We start from the raw sequence: 20,115 nt of genomic DNA on the forward strand, positions 1-20,115 counted from the left end.
AAGGCTCGTTGAACTCTGCGGACAAGTCCTCGAACTCTTCACCGAAACCGAGATCCGAAACTACTTTCGACATTGTGGGTACCGCTACGAATAGATGTAACACGCTCTAATCGCCTAGAAGAAGTCGGTGGAACCTTCCCAGAGGAAATCAAGAGCGTTTCAGCCGACCAGCCAGCTCAGTTGAGCTCTGAACCAGAAGCCCCAAGCGAGAACGAAGACTCTGTTGAGAAGGAAGACTTCTTCGCAGCGAAGCCACAGCCTAAGAGCGAAGGTGGTCCCGCGAGTACTTCGTTCATCGAGCAGTACAGCCACTTGCTCGAAGAGGACGGCCTAACGCAACCAGAACCTGTTGTCGAACGGGAAAATCCCCTGGCAGCAGAACATTCTCCTGCGGAAACCGTTCCAGGAGACGAGGATGAGGACGAGGCGCTGCAAGCCTACATGGCGAACATGATGAGCCGTGTCCGTGGCGATGGGCCACTCGCCTCACCTGCTACGCCAGCACCCGTTAAACCAACTCCCGTGGAGAAGAAGCAGGAAGCTGCCCAAGAAGAGGAGTACGCCCCCCCGGTTGACCCCATCGGACTGGACGAATTGCGACAGACCACGAAGAAAGCGCCTTTGACTTCCGATCTGGCAGCCTTGCGAGACCTAGCCAATACTTCGGCGAGAACCGCGATTGCGAAAAGCAGCAAACGTCGTCACTTCGAATTGGCGATTAGCAAACTGATTATCTGCGGAATTTCGTTGCCGACAGCCGGCTACCTGATGTATGCGGCCAAGAGTTTCACAGGCGTCATGTTCTTAGGTGGTGCGGTTGCCGCTGTCGCGGGGCTCTACTCGGGCGTGCAACTGCTAGGCTGTTTGCTTCGAGCGATCCGCGACGGGTCCTGGGAAGGTGCCGAGGGTGCTTCGACTGGTGCGGGCGCGGATGTGGAACTTCCCATTGCAGGGGAAGAGCCCCAACGAGCTTAGGGCGGATCAAAAGCCCCGCGCTGCCTTGACGTCGTCGAAGTCACGCAGATGGTAGTCGATGCCGACGTAGTCCAGCACACGGCAAAGCGCCTTGAGAGCGATGCTCATGCCATCAGGACCGCTGAACCCGCCATACTGACCGCCACCTTTGAGATGGGGCTCCAGGTCAAGAATCACCCCTGGGATGCCACGCCGTTTTAGACGACGCTCCAACTTGGGGATTTCCTCGGCGAAGTCAGTAAGAATTTGGACGTGCCCACTATCCCCTTCATCAGCGGGGACGAAGTTTTTGAGCATCTCTTCGTTGACATGCCCAACCGGCTTCTTCAGCCGTGGGTCGCGATAATCCTTGATATGCATCCAGCCTAAGCTGGGTTTCATCGCGTGGTATTGCTCGACGCAATCATTCGTGTTGTATCCCTGGCTGACGATGTTCGCACCGTCGAAGATCGTCACCATTGCCGGATGATTCACTTTGCGATGAAGCTCGGCCATCAACTGGCCCGTCTGGCCAATGAGATTTGCTTCCACCTCAAGACCAAACGTCAGATCGCTCCGGTGACAGACTTCCGCGATCTCGCCGAGTTGGTCGACCGCCTGGGGGAGATACTCCCAAGGATCTTGGTCTTTGGGGTGGTAGAAGGAAAAACCCCGGATGAGTTTCGTCTCGAAAGCGTGTGCCATTTCGCAAGCTTTCTGCACTTCGCTCTTCAAGTATTTCTTGAACGGTACGTAGCGGTTCTTGGTGCCATCCTCTTCGTTAACGAGCTTCACCTTACCGATTGGTGAGCCAATCGAGGCGACATTCATGCCGTACTCGTCTTCCAGATGGCGAAGCTTTGTGATCTCGCTCTTGGTGAGCTGCATCACGTTTTTCACGCCGTTCCCTACGTCGACGAATCGCAAACTGTAGTACTGTAATCCTAGAGCCGCGAAAGCAGCAAATTGCTCGACAGCAGTCTTGTGATTGGCCGCTTCGTCAGCAAAACCGGAGAGAATAACGCTGGGGAGTTTGGACATGTCGTTCTAATTGCTTTTCAAATTAAAATTCAGAAAAGAAAAAGCAGCATCAATATTTCGAATTAAACAGCGGATGTGTGTTGCACCACCACCGTCTCGGTGATTCCGCCTCGCGCCCCGAAAGCAGCTTCGACCTTCAACCAGCGGGGTTCGAGGACCATCGCCAAATCATCGACGATTGTGTTGGTAACCATCTCGTAGAAGATCCCTTCGTTCCGATAGCTTTGCAGATAGAACTTGAGGCTCTTCAGTTCAACGCACTTCTTGTTGGGCGTATACGTGATGGTAATCGTGCCAAAGTCCGGCTGGCCCGTCTTAGGGCAAACGGATGTAAACTCGGGGGCGACGATTTCGATCTTGTAATCGCGATGCGGGAACTGGTTCTCAAAGGTTTCCAATAAACTGCGTGACTCACTCATTATGGATACACTGCCTCGTTACGGTTTCTCTGCGATACTCTCGTGATAGGGTCTGCTTGTGGCGACTTTCGGCAAGCTCCACATTGTGGCATGATGAGTGAGATTTTGAAGGGGAAACTGCAAATACACGTGAGCTTCCTGCCCTGCACCCGTGTCCGAAATTAGACATGCCCAACACGCCGAAACCTGCCGTTGCTTTGCTTTCTGGAGGACTCGATTCCGCCACGACTGCCGCGATTGCCAAGAGCGAAGGCTACCAAGTCCACGGCTTGAGCATCGACTATGGCCAGCGGCACCGCTTTGAACTTGAATCAGCCTCGAAGGTGGCCACGGCCTTGGATTTGGCCTCCCACCGGATACTGAAAATCGACCTGGCCTGCTTAGGAGGAAGCGCCTTGACGGCAGACATTGACGTTCCACAGGGGAGAAGCGACGACGAGATTTCCGAGGGCATCCCCATTACTTACGTTCCCGCACGGAACACGGTGATGCTCTCCCTGGCACTGGCTCAAGCTGAGGTTTTAAGTTCCGCCGATTTGTTCATCGGCGTCAATGCCGTGGACTATAGTGGGTATCCTGATTGCCGAAGTGAGTTCATTTCAGCCTTCGAAAGAGTAGCGAACCTAGCTACCAAAGCAGGCGTGGAAGGTTCCCTTGCGTTCAAAATCCATACGCCGCTGATCGACCTGACCAAGTCAGAGATCGTTCAGCGTGGCGTGCAATTGGGTGTTGACTATTCGCTAACGCACACGTGCTACTCGCCCAACGAAGCTGGTGTTTCCTGTGGGCGTTGCGATGCGTGCCAATTGCGTTATCAAGGATTTCAAGCGGCCGGTCTCGAAGATCCGATTGAGTATCAACAGCAGCCAACTTGATTTTTCCTCAAGACATCGAAGATGAAAATCGCGGAAGTCTACAAATCGATTCAAGGCGAAGGTTTGCTGACCGGCGTGCATAGCGTGTTCGTCCGCGCTAGTGGCTGCAACCTGCGCTGCTGGTTCTGCGATACGCCCCATGCCTCGTGGCAACCGGAGGGGCGTGACTACACGGTGGATGAGATTGTCGCCGAGGTCGAAGAGTGGGACTGCAACCATGTCGTCCTCACCGGTGGCGAGCCCATGCTGTTCGCCGAAATGATTCCGCTAACAAAAGAGCTACGCAAACGGGGCAAGCACATCACGATTGAAACCGCGGGGACACTCTACCTGCCGGTCGAGTGCGATTTGCTCTCACTCAGTCCAAAACTCGCGGGAAGTGGGCCTCAGGACGTACGCGACGCCCGCTTACTTAGGCGTCATGAGCGGCAGAGGGATCAACCGGAGGTGATTGCACAACTGCTTGAAGAGTACGAGTATCAGCTCAAGTTCGTCGTCGACGCGGCAGCGGACTTGGCTGAGATTCAGGAGTACGTCTCGCGATTTCCTCAGATACAGCAAAGCCGAATCATGTTGATGCCGCAAGGCAATAGCCCTGAGGAACTGTCAGAGAAGAATCCGTGGGTCCAGGCAGCCTGCCAGCAGCGTGGATGGACCTTCTGCCCACGTCGACAGATCGAATGGTTTGGAGCAGTGCGGGGGACGTAGCTCTACCGCAGCAGCATTGCAACTTCCGCTACCGCAGTTTGCAACGACCGTACAGCCATTTGGAAATTCATGTGCGTGGAGATCTCAGGTTGAATCTCTGCAAAGTCAGCGGTCGCGGCTTGTAACTTTGATAGTTTTTTCTTCGCCTGCCGCACGTAAGCCTCGCCATCCTGCTCTTTCCACGCGGTACCAAGAGAAAGCAGATAATCGTAGAGCGTGCGTTGAACGTCTCGCAGTTCATCATCCTCCTCGGCTTCTTCCGAGTGCTTGATAAAAGTGCGGACCATCCAGACATGCGTCAGAACAGCATCTAAGCGCTGCATCAACTCGTGGGGAGTTCGCTCGCTCAACTCGACTCTCCGGTGATCGCTTCTTTCGAGCGGCGTTCGATCGCGTTGGCTTCCGCTTCTGAAAGTTCGGCGGGCTCAGCCGGTGGAGCTGCAGGTTTCGCGGGTGGGGCACCACGAGGGGCAAACACTAAAGTGATGGCGGCTCCAGCGATCACAAGAATCAAACCGGCAAGGAACATCGCGCCGATCTGCCCTGCCAGACCGGCGACCCACGTTGAGATCAGCGTGCTCACCACAGGAGCACCACCGAAAACCAAAGGCATCACATAGACCGGCTTTCCGCCAAAGTTGAACGCGAGAATGATACCCAACGCACCAATTGCTCCTGCAGCACCAGCGGCCAGGCTCCATGCCGATCCAGAGAAGTTGTATTCGCTGTTCTCCGCACTCACGGCCAGAATCAGGTTCGGCACGATCACCGCAATCGCAAAATAAGCCACGCCCACACAGAACAAGGGCCTTAACCGGCTGTGTCCCATCGCAGCTTGCCCTTTGTGCAATACTGGACCGTAAGCTCCCCAGCAAAGGACGGTCGTCACGATGGAAAGGATTTGTAGTACCTTACGAGAGAACCAACTTCCTGGTTCCTCAAGCAATTCTGGCTCCGCTGCTGGCGATTCTCCTTCAACTTCAGCTGCGACTGGTTGATCTACTTCGGGCTTTGGCTTTTGGGGGGCTTGAGTCAATACCGTGACTGCGCCCAGCAATACCATGATCAGGCCGGCTTGAAAAATCGGTCCGATCTCGCGGAGCTTCTTCGCCATATAGATTGTGAGGAAAGCATTTACCACCGGCGCACCGCCAAACACGAGCGGCATTACAAAGACTGGCTTTCCGCCGAAGTTGAAGGCCATGATGATGCCAAGCGCTCCAACGGCACCTAACGCCCCTGCTATGAGGCTCAAGACCGCACCGCTAAATGTCCACTCACCTTTCTCACCCTTCACTTTCAGCAGGACCGCAGGCACGACCACGCCAATTAGAAAGTAAGCCAATCCAACGCACACGAAGGGCCGCAACCGAGCGTATTTTTCGCCTGCTTCCTTGCCGACCGCATCAACCATATCGGCCTGCCCAAGGTGTAAAACTGGGCCATAAGCTCCCCAACAAAGGATGGTGACGGCGAACGAAGCAACGACGAATATCAGACTGCGCATCAGAACTTTCTGAAATGGGTTCTTATGACGGCTTAAAAGGAGGGATGTGTCTTTAATCTAGTTGACCATAGGGCATGGGGCTAGTCGCCGCGCAGCGAGGGAAGCAGCGGGGCCTGTAGCGACCTGCGTGTCGCCAGCCAACCCGCTATCGCTCCTGCGATAACGATCGTGGCGAGCGTGACCGAAAGCGTCCGCCAAGGAAGAGTCGTGGCTTGAGTCAGGGACAAAGGCAAAACAACCGCCGCGGCAGAAAGACACCCGATCCCTAGACCACCCAGCAGCAAAGTTAAGTTCTCTCCGAAGATCATTCGCACAAGCTTACGCTTTGGAAAACCGGTCGCTCGCATCAGAGCTAACTCACCGCGACGCTCGGCAACACTACGCAACTGGGCCACCGCTAGGCCGGCCACTCCCAGCAGCAGGCCTAATGAACCGAGGCTTTGGAACGTTGAAAGATAAGTATTTTGAACCGCTAAGAAGTCCGCCAACCGCTGCCTTGCGTCTTCCGCCGAAAAACCGTAATCGACAAGCTGTGATTCGAGCTGCTCTGCTAGCTGAGTCGACGAGTCACTTTCCCCACCGGCCTTAATCAAGAACAGCCTGTGACCTGCGGTCTCCGGATAGAGTCGCAAGAATGCCTCTTCAGAAACGAGCAAGTCTCCTTGAAAAAAACTGTTGGTGAGCATGCCGACAACCTGAAGCGTGCGTTTTCGCCCAGCCGAATCCTCAATCTCGAACTGCGATCCAACGCTGTAGAGCTTCAAGCTGTAGTAGGCTGTGTTTCGATCCAGAATGAGCGGAATGATTGGGAGACCACTCTCATCGTTGCCTAAATCAACCTGCAATAGTGACCAAGGGGAATCCTCACTTGGAAGCGAGGAAATCGTCCCCCAACTGAAGCGATCGTTCTCGCTGAGTTCTTCCGGCACGCCCAAAACTCGCGGCGCACTTGTTTGGTAGAGATTCAAGCAACTGGCGTCCTCACCATCGCTGACGCGAAACGCCGCGACTTTCATGGCTGCAAGCGCTGGCTCGTTCGGTTGGCTAAAACCTAGCTCGGTCCGTCCTTCCTCAGACCGCAGATCATAGAGCAAAGGCAAGTCCGTCGTTGCCCACAGATCGTAGCCGCCGGTCCCCTGGTCGGTCGGTGCTAGTCGAAAGGCCCCCAGCGCCACGATCAAAAAGCTCGCCGAGGCAGCCAATGCCAGCGTGATCAGGGTCCGCCCTGGGTTACGGCGAGTGTTTCTCAGTGAGAGACCGGCAAGGGAGAGCCCGCCTGTGACTTTGTCACCCGACTGACGCAGCCACCCACGGACCAAGAGCAGCAAGCCGACAAGCATCGCGGAGCCTCCGCCAAAGAAAACACCCGCTTGCGTTTCACCACTCGCTCCCATCGCCGCGATGCCCAACACGATCGCCAAAGCAAAGCAGGACCACAGTGCATACTTGGGCCAAACACTCGTCTGTTGAGAGAGCCGGTTTGACTCCTCCGATTGACCGGCAAGCAACTGTTTCGGCGAGAGACGGAGCGTTGACCGTAGGGTCCAAGCGATCGTGGCCAACGCCACCACAAAGCCGAGAGCCCAGCCGGCGATGACCACCCACCAGGGGACGTGCAATTCCAGGAAAGGCTCTACCGTGGCGGCAACCCACCAAGTGTTCAAGCCGTAGATCATCAATCGTGCGTAACCAATCCCAAGCAGCACGCCGAGAGCCGCGCCGAGATCGGCGACAATTGCTCCTTCGCCAAGCAAGGCCCAACTCGCTTGCCGCGGCGAATAACCGACGGCCTTCAGCAAACCCAACTCGCTCGCTCTTTGCTGCACGCCAAGCTGGAAGAGCAGGGCGATCAACAACACTGCTGACGCCATAATGAAGAAACTAAACCCGAGAAACAGCCCGTCGAAAGGAGTCGTTCCGCTGGCAGCTTCGATCGCTTGCTCCTTCACACCGATGAGGCTCATGCCCATCGCTGCGGGGTCCAGACGGGAAGCTAGACGGCTTGAAAACTCTTCGAGGCTAACAGCGGCCTCGACACGCAAGACACTTTCAGTGCCCCACCGCGTTCCCCAGAGCCTTGCTGCCAGACCGTGTGACACGAAAGCCTTCGGCGTCGTGCGGTATTCTTCCCAGTAATCCTCGTCAGCTTGCTCAATCTTTTCGACGAGTTCGAAAGGCAGGTCCCAATCGTTGATTGAATCCTGGTCGGTAACCCCTGGCAGTTCGGGGGTTAGCAGTGGGTCCGCTGCTAGGGTTCGCTCTCCTTCATCGTTTTGGAGTGGGACGATTGCCTTCAACCTGAGCTTCAGTGGCGAAGCCTCCTTTAGCTCTCCATGGCTGGTTTCCGGCTCGTAGTAAGTGATCGTCACCTCATCGCCCGCACTAGCGTTAAGCCGTTTCGCCGCCCAATCATTGAGAACGACTTCATCGTCGGATAGGACAATTGGCTTACTTTCCGCGTCGAGCAGCGGCCCAATATCGGACATCGAGTCAACGCCCGTGATGGTTGAATAGGGCACGCTCTTATCGCCAACGCGAATCGTATTTGCCAGGTAAGTGACCGCGGGCTGAAGTCTGCTCGCTGCGAATTCCTCCCGTACAACTTCGACGGCTTCGCCTGGGAGTACGAGTCTCTCTGCAGAGACTTGTGTGAGGTTTTCTGCAGCAGAGGCCTCAATTCGCTGCGATTGCAAACCCAAGTCAGACAGAGTGGGCTGTAGCGAATCCCTCAACTCATCGCGTGCTTGCGGAGAAGCAGCTCGACCAATCTGTTTGGTTGCAAAAACAGCCGCGTTCGCTTTCCCTTCGAGTTCCAACAAGTCCTGCAGAGAACCTAAGCTGATGAAAGCATTCCGCGCCGGGCGTTGTGATCTGGTGAGGCCAAACCCTGCAAGCTTCAACTCGCTTTCGGCGATCTTCACCTTGAATCGCCTCGACGCGTAAGCGCCGTCCTTCTCCCCCAGAGCGCTGTCGGCGGGAAGCCCGCCAGTGGTTGGGATACGTAGTAGAATGCGATCGCCCGGCTGAGCCTTGAGCTCTACCGCAACATTGGCTGTGAGGAGTACCTCATCCGAGGCAACGCTTGGAGTTTGATCCTTTGCGGTGCTTTCGCCAAGGTTCAAGAATGCCTCGGGAATGCCGTAGACGCTAACTTCCGTCGCTTGCAGAGTGGTCCCTGATTCCCGCCGCGAGACGCTGCCTCGGGAAAGAATCAAGGGCAACGCCCCGGTAAATTCAGTCGATGAGCCAGCACGCCCAAGCGCGTTCGAAGGGAGTTCTTCGCTGAACGGATTCTGGGCAACGAGGATCGTATCGATGCGTCCCAAGCGAGAAAGGGCTAAATCGCGAAGGCTTCCCCGCATCGAGGAACCAACGAGCAGCGCGCCGGTAATCACGGCGGTCGCCACGGCCACGCCAGCCGCCACCGCAAGGTGAACACGGCGATATTGTTTCAGGCCGGCAGCAATGAGATTCCAGGTCGTCACGGTCTCATCATAACCGCCGACCGTTCCCAAGAGTAAGGCAACACATAAGAAAACCCTTGGCCACCAGACTGGCGACCAAGGGTTCGAAGTTCGTCTTCAGTCAAGCTGCAGCAACTAGGCGGTTGCCTTTTCGGTGCAACAAGCACTGCCACAATCGCCACCGCACTCGCAGCCTTTGCAATTGCAAGCTTCACAATCACAGTCGGTGCAAGTTCCGGTAGAGCAATCGCACTCCTCACACTTGCAGTCCGCACCACAGCAACAGGCCGCGGCGGTTGAGGAGGCTGCGACTTCGGTTGTGCAACAAGGGCTGCCGCAGCTTTCGCCACACTTGCAACCTTCGCAATTGCAGGCCTCGCAGTTGCAATCAGTGCAAGTGCCCGTTGAGCAATCGCACTCCTCACATTTGCAGTCTGCACCACAGCAGCAGGCGTCGGCAGCTTTCGCTTCGCCGTCGCCCGCTTGCATCGAATTGAAGGCAAAACCGGCAACCGCCACAACGGCAACGGCGCCGCCAATGATCAAATTTCTACGTGTCATCTTGCGTGTCTCCTTGGGCAGAAGCTATAGATAGCCATGCCAAATTAGAGTCTGGAAAAAGAAAACTGAGTTTCGCTGCGCTGCGAACTCAATTCAGCCAGACGGAGAGCAAGGAGTGCAGACGAACCGCAGGATCAGGCAGTACGGAGCCTGCGTCGAGTGCTAGGTACCGTGTTTCGTCTAGAACCTCACTGAAAGCAACGACCACATGCAGGTGGGCATCTAGCAGACTGTCGTCCGCACGGTTCGAGGTATCGAGAACGGCAATGTCGCTTGATGTGTTCTCCAGACAACACTCGCAGGGCCCCTCACTGCCAGTACAGCAACTGGTAGCTAACGCTTCGGAAAGCTCGATCGCTTCGGCGTGGCCCTCGCTTTCCCGCGGGCACTGTGTGCAGTGTTGGCACTGCGACTTGCCGAGATCGCATGACTCAGCTCCTTGCGAAGCCGCCGCTGGCTGGCAGCTACCGACGCAGGCACATGCTTGGCACACATGCAGTGGAAAGACGAACATCGCCACCGCGGTAAACGCGGTTAGGTGAATCACGCGGCGATGAAGTTTCAGCAGCATTGCTTATATCACTTAACTTTCGGGGAACTACCCCTGCCTCTATTTTATCAATCATCCTGAGCGGATGCCAAAGCAATTTCTAGCCGCTAGCTATACGCGGCCATCGGCCCAGTAGTTTTCCATCAAATGCCGATTGCTTTATCCGCAATATCCTTACGACACCAAGCCCCATCCCAGCGGATCTGCTTTACGGCCGTGTAGGCTTGCAACTTGGCAGCAGCGGTTGAATCCCCCAGGCCAGTGACTCCTAGCACACGGCCTCCGTTGGTCACTACTTCCCCCTCGTGCATCCTGGTACCAGCGTGGAAGACTTTCACATCGGGAATTTGGGCGGCCTCTTCGAGCCCCCGAATCGGGTGGCTTCGTGTGTACGGACCCGGATAGCCTTCACTGGCCATCACCACGCAGACCGCCGGCCTTGGATCCCACTCCAGCGCTGGCAATTCGCTGAGAGTTCCGTCCACCGAAGCTTCCAGCAGGTCGAGCAAGTCGCTTTTCAGCCGCATCATCAGCGGCTGACATTCAGGGTCGCCGAAACGGACGTTGTATTCCAAAACCTTCAAACCCTGCTTGGTGATCATCAGCCCCGCGTAGAGAACCCCGCGAAACGGACGGCGGGAACGCTTCATCTGGTGGACGGTGGGTACCAAGACACGCTCCTCGATTTCGTTCATGAGCGAAGACGTGACCAGCGGCGTCGGAGAGAACGCACCCATGCCGCCGGTGTTTGGCCCTTTGTCACCGTCATAGGCCGGTTTGTGATCCTGAGCGGCTGGCATGGTGACGATGGTTCGCCCGTCGGTGATTGCCAGAACGCTCGCCTCTTGGCCCACTAAGCGTTCCTCAATCACCAGCTGGCTGCCCGCCTCACCGAATTCTCGGCTACCCGCAATGCGTTCAACCGCATCGAGAGCCTCTGCTCGATTGTCGCAGACAATCACGCCCTTGCCCGCGGCGAGTCCATCTGCTTTGACGACCACTTGGGCATCCTCACGCTGTGCGAGATAAGCCTTTGCCGACTCTTCGTCTTTGAAGGTACGGAATTCAGCCGTCGGCACGTCGGCGTGGCGAAGCATGTTCTTGCAGAAAACCTTGCTCGCTTCCAACTCAGCGGCCTGTTGGCTAGGACCGAAGGCCTTGAGCCCTGCGTCCGCGAGCGCATCAACCAAGCCAGCCGCCAAAGGCGCCTCAGGTCCAACGACCGTGAGACCTATTTCGTTCTGCTTGGCGAAATCGACAAGACCGGTGACGTTCGAGTCGCCGATGTCAACATTCTCAGCTTCGGTGGCGGTTCCTGCATTGCCTGGCGCGACGAAAACGCGGTCCACGCGTGGACTTTGCCCCAGTTTCCAGGCAAGGGCATGCTCACGACCGCCACCACCAACGATTAACAATTTCATGCTTCAATACCTATTTTGCAGGCGGACTTCGAGTGTTCTAATGAACGCTGTGACGTTGATAGAGAGCGCTGCGGAAGGATCAAGAGCAGTGTCCTACCAAGCTCTTCTCCGACCACTTCCCTGGCGCGATTCTATGAACGTGCTAGTTCGTGAGTAAGTGGGTAGGCGAAGGATGACTTGCAATCCGCATTTGAGGTGTTGGCAGCGGCACTCGAACGGCGGTTGACAATTTATGCTGTCGGACGTAAACCTATAGAAATAGACATTGTGAAAATTGTCACAATGTCGCGACCGACAGCGCTAAATCTACCTGGCTACTGTACTTAGGTCGTATCGAGTTCACACCGCAATGCCGGATTAATGAGGCCGGACGCCAAGCATGGCTGACAAGAAAAAAATGTCGGTGGCGGAGATGCTCGCCGCTGCAAGAAAGAGCGATGGGGAAGGTGGTTCGGAAGCGGCTGCTGAGTCACCTGCAGCACCTGAACCGGCTGCCGAGGAAACAGCACCTGCGGCTGCGGAAACGTCATCGGCTCCTCCAAAGAAAATTGCCAAGCCAGGCAGCCCCGACCGTCCCAGCGTAGCGGACATGCTGGCGATGGCTCGCTCGGGTGGAAAGCCCGCCGAGGCAAAGCCCGCGAAAAAGGCAGCTCCCAAAGCCAAGCCTGCCGCGGCAAAAGCCGACAAGCCAGCGGCGAAGGCGGCAAAGTCGCCAGCACCTGAACGCGACACGGCAAGTATTCTCGCCGCTGCCAGAAAAGAGAATAAGCCGGGCCCGATGAGCAAATCGGAGGCGGCTACCAAAGCAGCGGCCCCAGCACCGACGAAAGCGAAGCCCGCAATTGTCGCTCCGCCGATGCCCGCCAAGCCCGACTACGCCAAACCCAAGGCGAAAAAGGCCAAGAAGGCTGAAGCCGTTGACGAAGAACGGCGCACAATGCTCTCGGTCGGTTTCGGGGCCTTGGGTGTGATGGCAGTTGCCTGGGGCGGTGCTCTAACGGCGTTCATGTTCCCGAATGTGCTCCGCGAATTGCCCAGCAAGTTCAAGGTCGGCACACCTGACGGATTTCCACCGGGACAAGTTTCGACCAAGTACAAAGCCCAGTACGGCGTTTGGGTCGTCAACACCGAGTACCGAGGCAAGCAACAGCTTTTCGCCTTAAAGAGTGTATGTACCCACCTAGGTTGCACTCCCAGTTGGCTCGAGGCTGAACAGAAATTCAAATGCCCCTGTCACGGTAGTGGTTTTTATAAAGATGGCATCAACTTCGAAGGCCCGGCTCCACGCCCGCTGGAGCGCTGCTTCATCCATGTGGCTAGCGACGGGCAAGTCGAAATCGACAAGAACATCACCTATCAAGAGGAAATGGGGCAGTGGAACGATCCCACTTGCTACGTTTCCGTTTGAGAGAAACACCTTAGAAACGCTCCGGGCGTTGTGCTTTCAAAACGAGGCGCTTCCGGCCCACCTGTAACGAATCAAGCAATTTAGAATACTGAACGCACCATGCCCGGTTTAGGCGAAACGATTCGCGAATCGCAAATTTGGAAAAGCATCTTCCGGCATCCGATGCCTGTCGATCGACGTAATCGAATCGTCGTGATGCTGACCAACTTCTTTCTTCATTTGCACCCCGTTTCGATTAAGAAACAGGGAATTGCCCTGAGTTACACCTGGTGTATGGGCGGAGTGACCTTCTTCCTATTTCTGGTCGAAACCGTCACCGGTGTTCTGTTGATGTTCTACTACCGCCCGACGGTGGAATGGGCGTATGCCGATGTGCAGATGCTTCGCGACGTTCATTCGTTAGGAATACTGCGCGAAATCCATCGTTGGGGTGCGCACGCAATGGTGATCACCGTGTGGTTGCACATGTACCGTGTGTTCCTAACGGGAAGCTACAAACCGCCGCGTGAGTTCAACTGGGTGGTCGGCGTGTTGCTACTGCTGCTAACATTGCTTCTCTCATTCACCGGCTATCTCCTCCCGTGGGATCAGTTGGCCGTTTGGGCGATTACGGTGGGTTCAAATATGGCCCGTGCACATCCGTTCCTTGGCCACGAAGGTCCCGGTCAGCAACTTTTGACCCTCGGCGGCGTTGACATGATTACGAACGCCTCAGATGCCCGCTTTGCGCTGCTTGGTGCGCGCGAGGTCGGCGAAGAGACGCTTAATCGATTTTATATTCTCCACTGCATCGCCATTCCGCTCGGCGTGGCGTTACTGTTAGCGATCCATTTCTGGCGAGTCCGCAAGGACGGCGGCATCAGCGGCCCGCTCTAAGCGTTCTGGCCGTTGATGCAGATGCGTAGCGAAACATTTCTGGCTAATTTACTTCCTTAACAACTTCCCCCATGACCCACGGACTGAGCGACGCGCAATTCCTTGAGAAGGTTGGTTCCTTCTTAGTGTGGTATTACATCGCGCTGGCCATCATGAATGGCGTAGCTGCGCTGTATCTCTGGCGTACAGGTCAAGAGAAGACTTGGTTCAAGCTACCACTACCTGGCAGCGGCAAGTCGATACCCATCACTAACGTGATCGTCTGGGTTATTTCAGCTGTCGGTTTTGTTTTGCTCGCTTCGCTTACGCAAGGCGATTGGATCCCCTCCCTCTCAGAAGGATTTAGGGAAGCCATCAACACGGGTACTGGGCCGATTATTTACAGCCTGGGAACGACTGCTGGACTTGTGGTTCTCTACATTTTCCGCAGGTTCTTTGTCTCGCCACCCGTGGCTTGGACCATCCTCAACGCCATGCTGCTACTGCTGGGCATGTCGATGACCGACCGCGACTTTTACGAGATTATTGCGAAGCCCGACAATGTCCCCATTGTGATGCTTGTCTTATTGCTCGCTTTCTTTACCTGGTTGGCGACTTATCGTGCGGTGATCAATGACGATCGCATGGAGCGCGGCGAGCCACCACTGGAGAAGCTGGATGATGAGAAGGTCCTTGTCTGGCCCGACCTCGTCTATACCGAATTGATCTGCATGATCGCTCTGACGGCGTTTCTCATCTTCTGGGCCATCGCCTTGCCAGCCCCGCTGGAAGAACCCGCCAGCAGCGTTAAGACGCCCAACCCGTCGAAAGCACCTTGGTACTTTTTGGGTCTCCAAGAAATGCTGGTGTACTTCGATCCCTGGATGGCTGGGATCGTCTTGCCTGTGACGATTGTGATCGGCCTTATGGCCATTCCATATCTCGATTTCAATAAAGAAGGCAACGGCTACTACACCATTAAACAGCGGAAATTTAGCTACATAGTCTGGCAATTTGGCTTCCTGGAAATGTGGATCACTCTGATTGTGCTCGGAACGCTGCTAAGAGGGCCCAACTGGAACTTCTTCGGCCCCTATGAACATTGGGATGCCCACAAAGTTGAAGCACTGGCGAATGTCAACCTTTCCGAATGGTTCTGGCGAGATTTGCTTGGCAGGAGCCTACCTACCGCGCCAGCTGGGTCGAACGGACTGGTCGCGGCGGGCTACATCATCCTGCGTGAATGGCTCGGCATCGCTTTAGTGTTGGGCTACTTCATTGCCTTGCCACCGATCATGGCCCTCACGGTATTTCGTCGCTACTACCAGAAGATGGGTTTCATTCGCTTTATGTTGATGGCCAACCTACTGCTGCTGATGGCTTCTTTGCCAATCAAGATGGTGCTGCGATGGGTTGTCCAATTGAAATATCTGATCGCGATTCCTGAGTACTTCCTGAATTTTTAGCACTTAATTACAGAGCGTCGAACGTTTTCGTCTGACTGATAAGTAAAGATCAACTCTCCATGCCCGCAACCGAACAAACTTGGTACAACCAGAAAACGATGCACGTCATCTTCGGAGCCAGTGCGCTCGTGATGACGATTGCCACGTTCTGGTTGTTGGCAAAGGACCACAACCGGGAGTGGAAAGATTGGCAGCTTGCCGACCGCCGCAAAGATGCGTGGATGCTCCAGGCCCAGCGTGATAAACTGAAAGATCAGTTCGACTCGCGTATGACGCAGATCAAGGATGAGATCCTCGAGGCCGAAACGGCCCCGGTCGGCGCGAATCAAGTCGCGAAGTTTCTCGCAGCGGTCGCTTCGGAGGATCTTCGCTTGGCGGGGGACGCCAACGAGCCAAGCCCTGAGTTGTTCCTGGTGACCGAGAAAGACGAGCAAACCGGCACCGAAGTTAGCCGCTTGGGCTTGGAACAGATTGCCGAAGAACACCCCGAGGTCGCTGACCAATTTGAAGAGATCGTCCAGGCACATGCTGAACTCAAGCAGGCGGTCGCTGCCAAAGAGAGCCTCGCCAGTGAAGCGGCCGAGGCAAGCGAAGCTGCTCAGGAAGTCGCCCAAAATACGCTCCAAGACGCACGTCTTGCGGTCAAGGGTGAACGGGAAGACCTGATCAAGGCGATGCAAGATCACGCCAGCGAAGCGAAACGTCGCGAGGATGTCTTCGTGGGCGAGAAGAAGGTTGCCAATGGCAAACGCACCGCAGCTGTTAGCGAGCTCACTTTGCTTGTAGGTCATGGTGGCTCGAAGAAAGACATCGATGCGAAACAGAAGAAGATCGATAAGCTCGACGAGCAGATCTCGACACTGACTGAACAAATCGCAGCCGCCAACCAGTATCGCACCCGTCTTGAAGGAATGATTGGCGAGGTGAACGCAGAGCGAGATGAAATCTCCAAAGAACTTTCCGCGATGGAAACCGAGTTGGCCCGCTTGGATGACTTGGTCTACAAGAATACTTCCAACGTCGGCGAGTGGCTCGTCCGTGCTCCCGTTCTCAACGCACTCTACGATGGTAACGTACGGATTCAGCAAAACTGGCTTCCGAACCTAACGGTCAATTACAACTTCTCCCAAGTTGCCCGCTTCGACCGTTGTATTACCTGCCACAAAGCGATCTCAAAGACTGCCCCTGGCACCGCTACCGAGCCTGCTTATCCAACCCTCCCCGAGGAACAACGGAATTTCACGGCAGAACTAGCCTCTCCCGACGAACGTCCCGAATCCGGTGCAACACTCCGTGAAGTTTATGGGTTGGTCCTCTCCGAATCCGGCATCGTTGATGATGGTGCCGTCACTGTTCACTATGTTTTACCTGAAACGCCCGCTGCACTAGCTGGACTTGAATCAGGTGATGTGATCGAGGCGATTGGGGATGCTCCCGTTTACGAAACCGAAGCGGTTGCTGACCGACTACTTCGTACCGTTGACGAGTGGGGCGAGCCTATTGCTCTGCAAGTCAGGCGTGGTCTTGACCATCCCTACACTTCGCATCCGCGGCTCGATCTTTATCTAACGGACTTGAGCCCGCATCCTGAAAAGAAGTTTGGCTGCACGATTTGCCACGATGGGCAGGGCAGTGGTACTTCCTTCAAATGGGCTTCACATACCCCCAACACGGCCAAAGAGCAAGATCGTTGGATGCGGGAGTACGATTGGTTTGATAACCATCATTGGATCTTTCCAATGAAACCCGCTCGCTTCGCGGAAAGTAACTGCTTGAAGTGCCACCACGAAAAAGGTGGCCTAGAGCCCAGCGAGCAGTTCCCCGAGCCACCCGCTCCGAAGCTCGTCGAAGGATGGAACACCGTTGAAGAATACGGATGCTTCGGCTGCCACGAAATCAATGGTCACGACGGTGCAGACCGTATCGGTCCCGATGTTCGCCTCGAGCCGAGCTATCACGAAGCCGCCGCGGCATTGCTTCGCTACGAAGACCTCACCGACGAAGAACGCAGCTTTGCCGAACGTGTCGTAGAAATGCCGAGCGACTCGGGTGCCCGAGAAGCTCTCTTGGCTTCAGTGATGGCTGACAAGAACATCGCGGATCTTGGCGAAGAAGAGGCTCGCCTGCCGACAAACGCCCACAAGGTTGCTGATCTCCTGAAGACGGCTGAGACTCCAGGCATGTATCGCAAGGTAGGACCTAGCCTACGGTATGTGGATTCGAAAGTTGGTTTTGATTGGCTCTATAGCTGGATTGAAAAACCGTCAGACTTCCGCCCCAGCACAAAAATGCCACAATTCTTCGGCTTGACCGAGCATTTGGAGGGCGAGGGTGACGAGGCGGAGATCGCACTCACGCACGCCTACGAGCCCATCGAAATCCGTGCCATCACCAAGTATCTGCTGGATAACAGTTCTGATTTCGAGTATCTCGAAACACCCGAGAACGTCACTGAAGAGGCTTCGGCGGAACGCGGCCAATGGTTGTTCCAGTCTCGTGGTTGCCTGGCTTGTCACGCTCACGAAGACTATGAAGGCATCAACGCCAACCAGGGTCCCGAACTCTCTGAGATCGCCGCGAAGTTCAACAACGAACGCGGTAAAAAGTGGCTCTACACATGGCTGAAAGAGCCGCACAAGTACCATGCTCGTACGAAGATGCCGAATCTTTACCTCGATCCAATCGAAGTAACCGATCCGCAAGGCAAGCCAACCGGAGAAGTAACCGACCCGGCTGCCGATATCACGGCTTACTTGCTCAGCGTTGAGAGCGATTGGAAGCCACAGGGCGTCCCCGCTGAGAATGAGCTTTCGCAGAAGGAACGAGAGGACTTGGCTGCTTTGGCACTTGAGTGGCTCGCCAGCCCACAGATTCCTGAAGCGACAGCGAAGAAGTTCCTACAAGAGGGTATTCCCGAGCGGTTCGCGAACAAGGTGAAAGAGGATGAGAAAATTCTGGTCGGAATCACCGACGAGAATCGTGTCGAGAAGCATCTGCAATACGTTGGCCGACGCTCAATCGCCAAGTACGGTTGCTTTGGCTGCCACGACATCCCCGGCTACGAAACTGCCAAACCGATCGGTGCTGCACTCGCAGAATGGGGACGCAAAGATTCCTCGAAGCTTGCTTTTGAGAACATTGGGGCCTTCCTAGCCACGCATGGAATTGATCCAGCAGCCAATGATCATCATGGCGACGATCACGGCAAGCACGGCGAGGGCGATCATGCCGATGACAAACACGGTGATGATGAACATGGTGGGCACGACCACCTTGATTCGCACGATCCGTCGCTCTCCCCAGACGAAAGCTATTTCGTCCAAGCGCTGAACAGTCACTCGCGCGACGGCTTTATCTGGCAGAAGCTTCGCTACCCACGTAGCTACGACTACAAAACAACTGCTAACAAAGGATTCAACGAGCGACTGCGGATGCCGAAGTTCCCCTTCACGGACGAACAGCGTGAAGAAGTAATGACCTTCGTGCTCGGTTTGGTGAATGAACCACCCGCGGAAGAATACATCTACCAGCCCGACGCTCGACAGCAGGCAATCGTCGATGGGCATCATGTGTTGGATAAGTACAACTGTGCCGGTTGCCACACAATGAAGATGGAATCGTGGGAGTTTGCCTACGATGGCGACTCCTTCGAATCTCCATCGGAAGTGATGGACTATCCCTTCTTGGCACCTTCGTTCGATCCGAAAGAGATTGCGGAGTCGATGGAAACGGACGATCGTGGACTGCTATTCGCAAAGCTCCACGGCATGCCCGTCATGGACGAGGAGACGGGACAACCCCAACTCATTGACGAGGATGGCCTCGCGATTACCCGTGAAGAGGTCGCTGAGATTGAGGAGGAAGAGGGCGAGACAATCCCTACGTTCTACAATTTCACTCTTTGGGAAGACACACTTCTCAATGGCGAGCCTTGGTTGGTTGGCGTGCAAGACGTCATGGTCCCGGCTGCTGACTCTGAGGAAGCCGCCCCTGCCAATGGCGTTGCCCATGCCGCCTGGGGTGGTGATCTTTCGCGATATCTCTTCCCGCATGTGATCGAAAAGGCCAAGGAATCAAACCCACAGGTGAAAGGATCTGAGGCCTGGGGCTGGCTACCGCCGCCATTGATGCATGAGGGTGAGAAAGTCCAGCCTGCTTGGTTACACGGATTCCTCATGAATCCCAAGCCGTTGCGCCCGGCTGCCGTCATGCGGATGCCGAACTTTAATATGTCGAGCGATGATGCCGCAAAACTGGTCAACTACTTTGCCGCCAGCAGCAAGGTCGATTTCCCCTATGAGTACAAGCCGCAACAGCAGAAGAGTTATCTCGAACAGCTTGCCGACGATCGCGATGATCCGCTTGGCGAAGCGATGCAAATTGTCGTCAGCGGCAACTACTGCGTGAAGTGCCACGGCGTCGCGGACTTTATGCCCAAAGGCGACGTCACCACGTTCGGACCTAATCTCGCGGAAGTCTCCGATCGATTGCGGCCAGAGTACTTACGTGATTGGATTGCCAATCCGAAACGGATCCTGCCTTACACCGGGATGCCGGTCAACATTCCTTACAACGCGAATGAACCCCACTTGGGTGGCTTAAGCCAGGAATTGTTCAAGGGCACCAGCCTGGAGCAACTCAACGGGCTCTCGACGTTACTGCAAAACTTCGACATCTATAGTCAGCAACAGCATTCAGTCACGGATGTCGTTAAGGAGACCGAAGCGAAAGCGAAGCCCAGTGGTGAGGAGAATGCGAAAGCTGGCGATGACACAACGGATAAATCAGCGTCTGCGCCCCGCACGCGACGCTAACGAATGTTCCCAAAGAACTTACTACGATTTAACTCATAGACCTAGCAATCATTAAACCGAATAGGCTCAACC

Annotated in this window: 15 protein-coding genes; 8 read left to right on the forward strand and 7 right to left on the reverse strand. The window is 55.4% G+C overall.

What is annotated here, in order from left to right:
• Positions 1 to 180 precede the first annotated feature (180 nt).
• A complete protein-coding gene (locus RIB44_12060; GenBank protein MEQ8617298.1) occupies positions 181 to 975 on the forward strand; it encodes a hypothetical protein in 795 nt (264 codons plus the stop codon).
• 6 nt (positions 976 to 981) lie between these two features.
• On the opposite strand, the gene RIB44_12065 is transcribed toward RIB44_12060, so the two are convergent.
• Both RIB44_12065 and queF read right to left on the reverse strand, forming a co-directional pair.
• The gene (locus RIB44_12065) at positions 982 to 1,995 is read right to left on the reverse strand and encodes a TIM barrel protein (protein MEQ8617299.1); all 1,014 of its coding nucleotides are present in this window, start codon (positions 1,993 to 1,995) and stop codon (positions 982 to 984) included.
• Between the two features lie 62 nt (positions 1,996 to 2,057).
• A complete protein-coding gene (queF, locus tag RIB44_12070) occupies positions 2,058 to 2,414 on the reverse strand; it encodes a preQ(1) synthase (protein MEQ8617300.1) in 357 nt (118 codons plus the stop codon).
• 167 nt (positions 2,415 to 2,581) lie between these two features.
• Here queF and queC point away from each other — a divergent pair, with 167 nt between their 5' ends.
• Both queC and RIB44_12080 read left to right on the forward strand, forming a co-directional pair.
• Entirely contained in the window at positions 2,582 to 3,289 is a 708-nt protein-coding gene (gene queC / locus RIB44_12075) for a 7-cyano-7-deazaguanine synthase QueC (protein ID MEQ8617301.1), read from the forward strand.
• A gap of 21 nt (positions 3,290 to 3,310) precedes the next feature.
• On the forward strand, positions 3,311 to 3,997 hold the full coding sequence (locus RIB44_12080; protein MEQ8617302.1) for a 7-carboxy-7-deazaguanine synthase QueE: 687 nt from the start codon (positions 3,311 to 3,313) through the stop codon (positions 3,995 to 3,997).
• A gap of 2 nt (positions 3,998 to 3,999) precedes the next feature.
• Here RIB44_12080 and RIB44_12085 read toward each other — a convergent pair whose 3' ends face one another.
• From RIB44_12085 to RIB44_12095, 3 genes are all read right to left on the reverse strand, one after another.
• On the reverse strand, positions 4,000 to 4,347 hold the full coding sequence (locus RIB44_12085) for an amidohydrolase (GenBank protein MEQ8617303.1): 348 nt from the start codon (positions 4,345 to 4,347) through the stop codon (positions 4,000 to 4,002).
• On the reverse strand, positions 4,344 to 5,504 hold the full coding sequence (locus RIB44_12090; GenBank protein ID MEQ8617304.1) for a hypothetical protein: 1,161 nt from the start codon (positions 5,502 to 5,504) through the stop codon (positions 4,344 to 4,346). The genes RIB44_12085 and RIB44_12090 overlap by 4 nt, the downstream gene beginning before the upstream one ends.
• An 80-nt stretch (positions 5,505 to 5,584) precedes the next feature.
• Positions 5,585 to 8,989, reverse strand: a complete 3,405-nt coding sequence (locus RIB44_12095) for an ABC transporter permease (GenBank protein ID MEQ8617305.1) — start codon at positions 8,987 to 8,989, stop codon at positions 5,585 to 5,587.
• Between the two features lie 205 nt (positions 8,990 to 9,194).
• Between RIB44_12095 and RIB44_12100 the strand changes: the two genes are divergently transcribed.
• Entirely contained in the window at positions 9,195 to 9,563 is a 369-nt protein-coding gene (locus tag RIB44_12100) for a hypothetical protein (GenBank protein MEQ8617306.1), read from the forward strand.
• A 54-nt stretch (positions 9,564 to 9,617) separates the two neighbouring features.
• Here RIB44_12100 and RIB44_12105 read toward each other — a convergent pair whose 3' ends face one another.
• Positions 9,618 to 10,100, reverse strand: a complete 483-nt coding sequence (locus RIB44_12105) for a hypothetical protein (GenBank protein ID MEQ8617307.1) — start codon at positions 10,098 to 10,100, stop codon at positions 9,618 to 9,620.
• Positions 10,101 to 10,222: 122 nt separating this feature from the next.
• Complete coding sequence (purD, locus tag RIB44_12110; protein ID MEQ8617308.1) at positions 10,223 to 11,500, reverse strand: phosphoribosylamine--glycine ligase; 1,278 nt, start codon at positions 11,498 to 11,500, stop codon at positions 10,223 to 10,225.
• Between the two features lie 379 nt (positions 11,501 to 11,879).
• Here purD and RIB44_12115 point away from each other — a divergent pair, with 379 nt between their 5' ends.
• The 4 genes from RIB44_12115 to RIB44_12130 all read left to right on the forward strand — a co-directional run bounded on the left by RIB44_12115 (position 11,880) and on the right by RIB44_12130 (position 20,043).
• On the forward strand, positions 11,880 to 12,908 hold the full coding sequence (locus RIB44_12115; protein ID MEQ8617309.1) for a ubiquinol-cytochrome c reductase iron-sulfur subunit: 1,029 nt from the start codon (positions 11,880 to 11,882) through the stop codon (positions 12,906 to 12,908).
• A 99-nt stretch (positions 12,909 to 13,007) separates the two neighbouring features.
• Complete coding sequence (locus RIB44_12120) at positions 13,008 to 13,784, forward strand: cytochrome b N-terminal domain-containing protein (protein ID MEQ8617310.1); 777 nt, start codon at positions 13,008 to 13,010, stop codon at positions 13,782 to 13,784.
• A 71-nt stretch (positions 13,785 to 13,855) separates the two neighbouring features.
• On the forward strand, positions 13,856 to 15,229 hold the full coding sequence (locus tag RIB44_12125) for a hypothetical protein (protein MEQ8617311.1): 1,374 nt from the start codon (positions 13,856 to 13,858) through the stop codon (positions 15,227 to 15,229).
• 59 nt (positions 15,230 to 15,288) lie between these two features.
• Positions 15,289 to 20,043, forward strand: coding sequence for a c-type cytochrome (locus tag RIB44_12130; GenBank protein ID MEQ8617312.1), 4,755 nt, complete (start codon positions 15,289 to 15,291; stop codon positions 20,041 to 20,043).
• Positions 20,044 to 20,115 lie beyond the last annotated feature (72 nt).

The sequence above is a fragment of the Lacipirellulaceae bacterium genome (assembly GCA_040218535.1).
Classification (GTDB): Bacteria; Planctomycetota; Planctomycetia; order Pirellulales; family Lacipirellulaceae; genus Adhaeretor.